Origin of the sequence: Mycolicibacter sinensis (assembly GCF_001667945.1) — a bacterium.
Lineage (GTDB): Bacteria > Actinomycetota > Actinomycetes > Mycobacteriales > Mycobacteriaceae > Mycobacterium > Mycobacterium sinense_B.
The window spans coordinates 1-7,618 of record NZ_LZJK01000081.1 but is presented as its reverse complement, the minus strand read 5'-3'; the positions used below and the strand labels follow the sequence as shown (position 1 = coordinate 7,618).

Annotated in this window: 7 protein-coding genes; 2 read left to right on the top strand and 5 right to left on the bottom strand. The window is 69.3% G+C overall.

Features of this window, described 5'->3' with window-relative positions; all coding sequences use genetic code 11:
* The coding region (locus tag A5694_RS11440; RefSeq protein ID WP_207515990.1) for an FtsK/SpoIIIE family DNA translocase at window positions 1-2,092 on the bottom strand (2,092 nt) is incomplete at its 3' end.
* Between the two features lie 150 nt (window positions 2,093-2,242).
* On the opposite strand from A5694_RS11440, the gene A5694_RS11435 reads away from it, so the two are divergent.
* Both A5694_RS11435 and A5694_RS11430 read left to right on the top strand, forming a co-directional pair.
* Window positions 2,243-2,560: a putative quinol monooxygenase gene (locus A5694_RS11435; RefSeq protein ID WP_064921958.1), complete on the top strand. Its 318-nt coding sequence runs from the start codon at window positions 2,243-2,245 to the stop codon at window positions 2,558-2,560.
* Window positions 2,560-3,369, top strand: coding sequence for a mycofactocin-coupled SDR family oxidoreductase (locus A5694_RS11430; protein ID WP_064921957.1), 810 nt, complete (start codon window positions 2,560-2,562; stop codon window positions 3,367-3,369). The genes A5694_RS11435 and A5694_RS11430 overlap by 1 nt, the downstream gene beginning before the upstream one ends.
* A gap of 1 nt (window position 3,370) precedes the next feature.
* Here A5694_RS11430 and A5694_RS11425 read toward each other — a convergent pair whose 3' ends face one another.
* Genes A5694_RS11425 through A5694_RS11410 form a run of 4 tightly spaced genes read right to left on the bottom strand, consistent with a single transcriptional unit; the run spans window position 3,371 to window position 7,486 of the window.
* Window positions 3,371-5,047: a ribonuclease J gene (locus A5694_RS11425; protein WP_064921956.1), complete on the bottom strand. Its 1,677-nt coding sequence runs from the start codon at window positions 5,045-5,047 to the stop codon at window positions 3,371-3,373.
* A gap of 7 nt (window positions 5,048-5,054) precedes the next feature.
* Complete coding sequence (gene dapA / locus A5694_RS11420) at window positions 5,055-5,957, bottom strand: 4-hydroxy-tetrahydrodipicolinate synthase (protein WP_064921955.1); 903 nt, start codon at window positions 5,955-5,957, stop codon at window positions 5,055-5,057.
* A gap of 31 nt (window positions 5,958-5,988) precedes the next feature.
* Complete coding sequence (gene thyX, locus A5694_RS11415) at window positions 5,989-6,753, bottom strand: FAD-dependent thymidylate synthase (RefSeq protein ID WP_064921954.1); 765 nt, start codon at window positions 6,751-6,753, stop codon at window positions 5,989-5,991.
* Window positions 6,754-6,784: 31 nt separating this feature from the next.
* Complete coding sequence (locus A5694_RS11410; protein WP_064921953.1) at window positions 6,785-7,486, bottom strand: sensor domain-containing protein; 702 nt, start codon at window positions 7,484-7,486, stop codon at window positions 6,785-6,787.
* Between the last annotated feature and the right edge of the window lie 132 nt (window positions 7,487-7,618).

Sequence of the window (7,618 nt, the reverse complement as noted above, 5' to 3'; positions counted from 1 at the left end):
CCTGCAGCCGGATCGGCTTGTTGGCGCCCATCGGCAGGAACAGCCCGTCGCCCATCCCGATCAGCTTCTCCGCGCCGGCCTGGTCCAGGATCACCCGCGAGTCGGTCAGCGACGAGGTGGCGAACGCCAGCCGGGACGGCACGTTGGTCTTGATCAGGCCGGTGACGACGTCCACCGAGGGCCGCTGGGTGGCCAGCACCAGGTGAATGCCTGCGGCGCGGGCCTTCTGGGTGATCCGCACGATGGCGTCCTCGACGTCGCGCGGCGCGGTCATCATCAGGTCGGCGAGCTCGTCGACGATCGCGAGGATGTAGGGGTAGGGCCGGTAGACCCGTTCGCTGCCCAACGGCGCGGTGATCTCCCCGGAACGCACCTTCTCGTTGAAAACGTCGATGTGCCGCACCCGGGAGGCCTGCATGTCCTGGTAGCGCTGCTCCATCTCCTCGACGAGCCAGGCCAGCGCGGCCGCCGCCTTCTTCGGCGAGGTGATGATCGGGGTGATCAGGTGCGGAATGCCTTCGTACGGTGTGAGTTCCACCATCTTCGGGTCGATCAGGATCATCCTGACCTCTTCAGGGGTGGCTCGCGCCAGCAGCGACACCAGCATCGAGTTGACGAAGCTGGACTTGCCCGAGCCGGTGGAGCCGGCCACCAGCAGGTGCGGCATCTTGGCCAGGTTGGCGCTGATGAAGTCGCCCTCGATGTCCTTGCCCAGCCCGATCACCAGCGGGTGGTGGTCGCGGCGGGTGGACGGCGCGGTCAGCACGTCGGCCAGCCGCACCATCTCCCGGTCGGTATTGGGCACCTCGATGCCCACCGCGGACTTACCGGGGATCGGTGCGAGCATCCGCACACTTTCGGTGGCTACCGCGTAGGCGATGTTGCGCTGCAGGGCGGTGATCTTCTCGACCTTGACCCCGGGTCCCAGCTCCACCTCGTAGCGGGTGACGGTCGGGCCGCGGGTGCAGCCGGTGACCGCGGCGTCGACCTTGAACTGGGTGAGCACCGAGGTGATCGCGTCGGTCATCTGATCGTTGGCGGCGGTGCGGGTTTTCGGTGGATCGCCGGCGATCAGCAGGTTCAGCGGCGGCAGGGTGTAGGGACCCTCCACCACCCGGTCCAGGACGACAGTGGTGTCGGTGGGTTTGGCCGCTTTGGGCTGCTTGCGGCGGGCGGGCTTGGCCGGTGGCGCCGGCTCGGCGGGCGGCTCGTCGAGCGGGTAGTTGTCCAGCGGGGTGCGCGACTGCCAGTCCGGGGTGTCACCGGCGTCGTCGTTGCCGGCGCCGTCGTAGCCGGCGTCCTCGACGGCGCAGTCATAGCCGTCGTCGTCTTCGTCGTCGTCGTAGTAGTCCTCGTAGCCGCGCGCGGTGAACAGGTCGCGCAGCGCCTCGGGGGCCTCGCGCAGCGTGGTTCCGGTCAACAGCAGCACCCCGAACAGCACGCCGATGCACAGCAGCGGCGCGGCGATCCAGGCGGTCAGCCCGTCGGCGAGCGGCCCGCCGATGACGAATCCGACGAAACCGGCGCCGTGCAGACGGCCGTCGGGGGTCTGCGGGGAACCGGACCACAGATGCCACAGCCCCAGGATCGGCAGCGCGACCATCGCCGATCCGAGGATCAGCCTGGGCCGGTTCTCCGGGTCGGGTTCGGTGCGCATCAACGCAACGGCGCCGACGCCGGCCAGCACGGGAAGCAGCACCACCGCCCCGCCGATCACCGTGCGCAGCCCGGTGTCGACCCATGCCCCGACCGGCCGCGCGGCGTCCAGCCAGCAACTGGCGGCGGTCACCACGGCCAGGCCCAGCAGGGCCAGCGCGATGCCGTCCCGGCGATGGCCCGGGTCGATGTCGTGGGCGCGGCCGACCGACCGGGCGGTACCGCCGGCCGCCTTGGCGACCATCAGCCAGCCCGCCCGGGCGGCCCTCCCGCAGGCCAGCCCCGCCCCGGCCAGCCCGGAGCGTTGCCGGCGCGGTGCCGGTTTGCGCCGTGCCGCCGCTGCGCGGGCCGGCCGAGTGGCGCGCGAGCCAGCCTTTGACCTGCTAGTTCGCGTTCCCGATCGTGCCCCGGTGCCACTAGCCGTCTTACTAGCCATAACCGCAAGCCTAACCGCAATACCCTCATTCGCACCATCTGCCACACTGGTCACGGGTCGGGCGGTGCAGTGGTCACCCGCGTGGCACCGGTCACAGTGGGCCTGCGTACGGTGGCAGGGCCACACCTAAGCCTGTCTAAGGAGACCTGCATGCCGGTAGTCGTCGTCGCCGCCTTCCCCGTCAAGCCGGAATCGGTGGATATCGCCCGCGAGATCTGCACCAAGGCGGTCGGCCAGGTGCACGAGGAGCCGGGCTGTCAGCTGTACTCGGTGCACGAAGCCGACGGCTCGTTGGTGTTCATCGAGCAGTGGGCGGACGCCGAGGCGCTCCAGGCCCATTCGGCGGCTCCGGCGGTCGCCGAGCTGTTCGGCAACCTCAAGGAGCACCTGGCCGGGGCACCGGAGATCAAGATGCTGCAGCCGCTGCCGGCCGGCGATCCGGCCAAGGGCCAGCTCCGGGCCCAGTGATGGGAGCCCTGACCGGCAAGGTCGCGTTCATCACCGGCGCCGCCCGCGGCCAGGGTCGGGCCCATGCCCTGCGGCTGGCCGCCGAGGGCGCCGACATCATCGCGGTCGACCTGTGCCAACAGATCTCCAGCGTGCCGTATCCGCTGGCCACCGCCGAGGATCTGGCGGAGACGGTCAAGCTGGTCGAGGAGACCGGTGCGCGCATCGTGGCCCGGGCGGCCGACGTCCGCGATCGCGCCGCGCTGAGCACCGCCTTGCAGGCCGGCCTCGACGAACTCGGGCGGCTCGATTTCGTGATCGCCAACGCCGGAATCGCTCCGATGGCCGGCGAGGACGCCTGGCAGGACGTGATCGACGTCAACCTCACCGGTATCTACCACACCGTCGATGTGGCGGTGAAGCCGATGATCGCCCAGGGTGACGGCGGGTCGATCGTGCTGGTCAGCTCGGTCGCCGGGCTGGTCGGTCTGGCCGCTCCGGCAGCCGGATCGCTGGGGTACGCCGCCGCCAAGCACGGCATCGTCGGACTGATGCGGGTATACGCCAACCTTCTTGCGCCACATAGCATTAGGGTCAACTCAGTACATCCGGCCGGGGTACAGACGCCGATGATCGACAACGAGTTCACCCGGAAGTGGCTCGACGGCCTGGACACCCAGGGCGGACCGGACATGGGCAACGCGTTGCCGGTGCAGGTGCTGCAACCGGAGGACGTGGCCAACGCCGCATTCTGGCTGGTGTCCGACGCCGCCCGCTACATCACCGGGGTGACGCTGCCGGTGGACGCCGGCTACGTCAACAAGAGATAGCTCAGATCTCGATAACGGTCGGCACGATCATCGGCTGCCGCCGGTAGACCTCGCCGACCCACTTGCCCACCGTGCGGCGCACCGCCTGGGCGATCCTGGTCGGGTCGGTAACACGTTCGGCGGCAAGGGATTCCAGTTCCGCCTCGACCTTGCGGGCCGCCGGTTCCAGCGCCTTGGGATCTTCGGAGAAGCCCCGGGAGTGCAGATACGGCGGCGCGACGGCCTTGCCGGTGCCGCGGCGCACCACCACGGTGACCGCGACGAACCCGCTCGACAGGATCAGCCGCTCCCCCAGCGTCGCATCGCCGACGTCGCCGTCGACCAGGCCGTCGACGAACATCTTGCCGACCGGGACCGCCCCGGCGATGCTGGCCTGCCCGGCGACCAGATCCACGCTGACGCCGTTCTCGGCCAACAGGATCGACTCCGGTGGCACCCCGGTGCGCGCGGCCAGCGCGGCGTTGGCGCGCAGCATCCGCCAGGTGCCGTGCACCGGCATCACGTTGCGGGGCCGGATCCCGTTGTAGAGGAACAGCAGCTCACCGGCGTAGGCGTGCCCGGAGACGTGGACCCGAGCCGCGGCGTTGGTGACCACCCGGGCACCGATCTTGGCCAGCGCGTCCATCACGCCGTAGACGGCCTCCTCGTTGCCGGGGATCAGCGACGACGAGAGCACCACCAGATCACCGGCGGTCAGCGTGATGGAGCGGTGCTCCCCACGCGACATCCGCGACAAGGCTGACAGCGGCTCGCCCTGCGTTCCGGTGGTGACCAGCACGACCTTCTCCGGCGGCATCATCTCGGCCGCTCCGATATCGACCAGGTCGGAGTCTGCGACCCGCAAAAAGCCCAGCTCCTTGGCGATGCCCATGTTGCGGACCATCGACCGGCCGACGAACGAGACCCGGCGGCCCAGCGCCACCGCGGCATCGACGATCTGCTGCACACGGTCCACATTCGAGGCGAAGCACGCCACGATCACCCGTCCCTCGGCACCCCGGATCAACCGGTGCAGGGTGGGGCCGACCTCGCTTTCGCTGGGCCCGACGCCGGGAATCTCGGCATTGGTCGAGTCACACAGGAACAGGTCCACGCCCTGATCGCCCAGCCGGGACATGCCGGGCAGGTCGGTGGGCCGCCCGTCCGGCGGCAGCTGGTCGAGCTTGATGTCGCCGGTGTGCAGCACGGTGCCGGCACCGGTGTGCACCGCGATCGCCAATGCATCGGGGATGGAGTGGTTGACCGCGAAGTACTCGCATTCGAACACCCCATGGGTGCTGCGCTGGCCTTCGGCGACCTGGACGAAGACCGGCTTGATGCGGTGTTCGCGGCACTTGGCGGCCACCAGCGCGCAGGTGAACTTCGAGCCGACCACCGGGATGTCGGCCCGCAGCTTGAGCAGGAACGGGATGGCGCCGATGTGGTCCTCGTGCGCGTGGGTCAGCACCAGCGCCTCGACGTCGTCGAGCCGGTCTTGGATGTGGCGGATATCCGGCAGGATCAGATCGACACCGGGCTCGTCGTGGCCCGGGAACAACACCCCGCAGTCGATGATCAGCAGTCGGCCCAGATGTTCGAAAACGGTCATGTTGCGGCCGATTTCGCTGATACCGCCCAGCGCCGTGACGCGTAGCCCGCCGGGGGTCAGCGGACCCGGCGGGGTGAGGTCTTCCTTCACCCGAACCTCACCCGAGAACGGACGCGGTGCGCATGTCGATGGCCAGGTCGTCGACCTCGGCCGCGGTGGCGGGCACCTGGGGCAGCCGCGGGTCGCCGGCGTCGAAACCCTGCAACCGCAGGCCGGCCTTGACGAAGGTGACCCCGCCGGTGCGGGCCATCGCGTTGGACAACGGCGCGATGGAGACGTTGATCTTGCGAGCGGTCTCGACGTCGCCGGATTGGTAGGCGGTCAACATGTCGCGCAGCTGGCCGGCTGCGAAGTGCGAGATCACGCTGACGAAGCCGGTGGCACCCATCGCCAGCCACGGCAGGTTGAGTGCGTCATCGCCCGAGTAGTAGGCCAGCCCGGTTTCGGCCATGATCTGGGCGGCGGCGTGCAGATCACCCTTGGCGTCCTTGATCGCGACGATGTTCGGGTGCTCCGCCAGCTCGAAGATGGTGTCCGGGGCGATCGGCACCACGGAACGGGCCGGGATGTCGTAGAGCATCACCGGCAGCGCGCTGGCATCGGCCACGGCGGTGAAGTGCGCCAGCAGACCGGCCTGCGAGGGCCGCGAGTAGTACGGCGTGACCACCAGCAGGCCGTGCGCACCGACCCCGGCGCAGGCCTCGGCCAGCCGGACACTGTGCTCGGTGTCGTTGCTGCCGGCACCTGCGATGATGCGGGCGCGGTCACCGACCGCCTCGACCACAGCACGCAGCAGGGTGAGCTTCTCGTAGTCGGCGGTGGTCGGCGACTCCCCGGTGGTCCCGGAGAGCACCAGGCCGTCGCAACCGGCGTCGACGAGGCGGTTCGCCAGGCGTACCGCGGCGTCGGTGTCCACCGAGCCGTCCGCACCGAACGGGGTCACCATTGCGGTCAGAACGGTGCCGAACTGCGCCTTGGCATCGAATCCGCTGCTGCTCACGGCCCAAGATTACCTGGCGCCGCGCAGGTGCTCAGACCTCGGTCGCCAGCGGACTGGTCGCGACTTCGGTGCCGTCGGCCAGGGCGGTGATCTGGAAGTCTCCGAACGCGGCGGGGGCGACGGCCACGAGCTGCCGCAGGCATTCGACGGCCAGCCGGCGGATCTCGACGTCGGCGTGCTCGCTGGCGCGCATCGCCACGAAATGCCGCCACGCCCGGTAGTTGCCGGTTACCACGATGCGGGTCTCGGTGGCGTTGGGCAGCACGGCGCGGGCGGCTTGCCGGGCCTGCTTGCGCCGCAGCGCTCCGAGCGTTTCGCCCGCCTGACCTGCGCCGAACTTGGCTTCCAGCCGGCTCAACAGCTCGGTGTAGGCCGCCCGGCTGGCGTCGGCGGCCTCGGCCAGGATCTGCCGCAGCTCCGGGTCGTCCTCGAGGCCGGGAGGCACCACGATCCGCGAGTCCGGTTCCGGGACGTAGCGCTGGGAGAGCTGGGAGAACGAGAAATGCCGGTGCCGGATCAGCTCGTGGGTGGCCGACCGCGAGATTCCGGTGATGTAGAAGCTCACGCTGGCATGCTCGAGCACCGAGAAGTGCCCGACGTCGATGATGTGCTGCAGGTAGGCGGCGTTGGTGGCGGTTTTCGGGTTGGGCTTGGACCAGCTCTGGTAGCAGGCGCGGCCGGCGAACTCGACCAGCGCCGGCCCGCCGTCCGCGTCGGTGCTCCACGGCACGTCCGGCGGCGGGATGAACTCGGTCTTGGCAATCAGTTGCACGCGCAGCGGCGCCGTCTCGGCCACGGCACTCACCTTAAGGCGTACCGGCCCGGCGTCAGCCCTTCGGCACTTTCGCGGCGATTTGCCGGGCGATGACCACCGCGGAGTCCTTCGGGTCGGTGCTGCAGGTGTTGACGTCGACGACGACGTTGTTGGCCACCGTCAGCGCCCGCCCGCAGGCCTGCCACGCCGAGTCACCGGCGTTCTGCTGGGTCGCGACGGTGCTCAGCACGCCGTCGGCGTTCGATATGCGCCCGGCGGTCCACTGCGAACCACTTTGGGTGTGGGTGTACTCGCGACATTCCGGCCACTGCTTGGCCGACACCTCGAAAAACGCTTCAGCTTGCTTGGCGGTCGGAAACAGCACGACCGCCTGGTCGACGAAGTGGGCGTTGTCTTCGCCGTCGCTGACAGTTTGCTCGCGCACCGCAGTGAAACCGCTGCGCGCATAGACCTGTTCCTGCGCTACGCCGTCGACGGCCAGGCATTCCCTGGGCTGCATCGTCGTACTGTCATCGGGCAGCACGTCGTGGGGAGCGTGTGCTTTCATGTCGGTCGCGCCCATGATCGGACCGATCTCCTCGGGGTACAGCAGCAACGCCCGCAGGCCGCCTTCGGCGACCGGCGCGATCGCGGCGGTCGTGGTGGTCGGCGTCGGCGCGCTGGTGGTGGGCCTCGCCGCACCCCCACTGCTGCCGCATCCGGCGACCAACACGCAGCCGACGACAACGAAACCCAACGAAACCGAACCCCGCACGCGATCACATCCCGTGTTTCCGACCAGGTTTGTGGATCTGCACGCCAGTTGAGAGCGTCGCCGATCAGTTATCGGCAAGATTAGCGAAATCCGGGCAGTGCCGCCGGTATCGGCACGCCATACCCCAACCGC

Bases quoted from the DNA above. Each gene is read 5' to 3' on its own strand.
- A5694_RS11435 (WP_064921958.1), top strand. From the start codon at position 2,243: ATGCCGGTAGTCGTCGTCGCCGCCTTCCCCGTCAAGCCGGAATCGGTG.
- A5694_RS11430 (WP_064921957.1), top strand. From the start codon at position 2,560: ATGGGAGCCCTGACCGGCAAGGTCGCGTTCATCACCGGCGCCGCCCGC.